The organism is Staphylococcus sp. HMSC062A01, assembly GCF_001836805.1.
Lineage (GTDB): Bacteria > Bacillota > Bacilli > Staphylococcales > Staphylococcaceae > Staphylococcus > Staphylococcus haemolyticus.
On sequence record NZ_KV830611.1, the window covers coordinates 1 to 2,148 of the forward strand.

General features: G+C 27.2%; 1 protein-coding gene. It reads left to right on the forward strand.

The window, feature by feature from the left end; genetic code table 11:
* The first annotated feature begins 1,249 nt into the window (after positions 1-1,249).
* Positions 1,250-1,375, forward strand: a complete 126-nt coding sequence (locus HMPREF2715_RS03970) for a hypothetical protein (RefSeq protein WP_034172953.1) — start codon at positions 1,250-1,252, stop codon at positions 1,373-1,375.
* Positions 1,376-2,148 lie beyond the last annotated feature (773 nt).

Genomic DNA, 2,148 nt, shown 5'->3' on the forward strand with positions numbered 1-2,148 from the left:
TGAGTAAATCTGAAAATGAACTGTAGTTAAGCAAGTAGGTGGGATTAAAACGTTTCTGTTTTAGTCCTATTTTTTTCTATAAACGGTTATTATTCGTTTAAAAATGGCTCAAACATGTCGCATAAGATAACAAATAAAATGATCATTTAACGTTGTTTTAACTTTAAAGAATATAAAAACACTAACCGCTTTTATATTCTTTAACAATCTTTCTTAGTTATAAAAGTGACTTAATAAAATCGTTTTTGCCATTTATTTTGTTAATGATCGGAAAGAAAAGGTTGTATTTATTATTCCAAAAAATCAAGATTCAGATTGAATTGATATACATCATAAACAAAAAGTAAGTCGCTAATGTTCAAAAAATGAGTCGAATGTAATTTTAATTTTGAATCTTTCTATCCCAAACTGAGTAAAGATATTTACTTAGTTTTCTCTTTTTTTATTTCCAATTATTTTACTAATAATGCTTATTTTGAAAATAAAAATAAGCACTTAAAGTAAAAAGTGAAGAAAAAAATAGCTACTTTTGTCTTCAGACATGTTTTGTTTTTGGAAATATTACAAACATGAGAGTCTTTTTAAAGAGTATTTGACATGAGCATAAGGAAATCTAGTACCATCTTTGGTGGTATTCAGCATAGCTGAAAGATTTATCTTTTATTCATTATGCTCAATTGTTCATCATAAATAGCTTAAAAGCTTTATATAAAGGTGATTATAAGCATTCTTATGCATTGAACTGAAGGGTGTAATATGATACTTTGTTGCAGACTCTTTACAACTGTTACAAGACCACTTTTAATTGTCTGAATACTCCTTTTTTTGTTGATTTCATAAGCCTCAGCCGACGTCGAGACTCTTAAGAGTCTTAATTTTTTTAACCAAAGACTCTTAAGACTCCTTCTTTTAGTATTAATTTCAACAACAAAATCACTAAAAAAGTAATCTAAGCAATTCATACATTTGTTTCACTTTTTGAAATTGATTAAATACTTTTTTCTCAATATCAAATTCAATAATGATCATTTTATCTTTTTATTTACTAGAGAATAAAAAAATATAAAGTGCATAATAAGATTCATCGAAATGATTATACTCAAAATTTTTTATTTTAATCTTCCTAAAATTATTTTAATTAACTATAAAATGTTAATTGAAAAGCAATAGTATTATTTATTTTAGACTGTCTAAAGAAATAAAATAGAACAGAAAACATGCCCAATTGCATTTTCTAAAAGAAGGTGATTTGACAGTATATTTTTATATTTGGAATAAAAAAGAATATTTAACGAGTGAACTTTTTGATTTAACAGAAAATGAAAAACAAGAAATTAATCATCAAGTGATTGTTGAAATTGAAGAAGAAAAATAAAAATAAATTTTCTTAAACGTTAGAAAAAAGCTAGCGTTTTTTTGTTGAAAATACGCTAAAAATGGCTGGGTACATTTTGGGTACAGACACAATATGATGTGGGGACAAAATGGGTACAACACAATATCTTGTGGGTACATTCTGGGTACAAAACAAATTTCAGGCACCTAATGTAAAATGTTGTAACCCTTGAAATGTCTGGCTTCGCCAGATCTACCATTCAAAATGGTAGCAAATTTCCCTTATGCTCTTACAAAGAATTTGGAGCCAATTCAAAAATTGGGTGTTTCTTGAAAGAAATTGCCCCTGCAGGAACTAAAAAAGTTGATGAATTTTGGAGCCATTTTATGCCAATTTTTAATTTGCATATAGATGGGCAGTGTCTAAAAATTTGTCACTGGTTTTGCTCAAATTTTTGTTTGTGAAATTAAAATATATTTATTTGGCTCTCATTTGTGTTTTAAGAGCCAATATAAGTTTTTGGGTATAAAACTATATAAATAACTCTAATTTTTCAAAATACCGTCTTAAAATTAAAAATAAAGGTATTCTGATTTGTAATAAATTAGAATATAAAAAAAGAGCCACCATTTAAAATTTAGGTAGCTCTTACTCACTTTTTGGATGATAAAAGTGGAAAAATAATACGAAAAAAACCAGAAAAGGTATTTTAATTATAACACGGCATTTATGCCGAGAAAATTTATTGTGCGTTGAGAAGAACCCTTAACTAAACTTGGAGACGAATGTCGGCATAGCGTGAGCTATTAAGC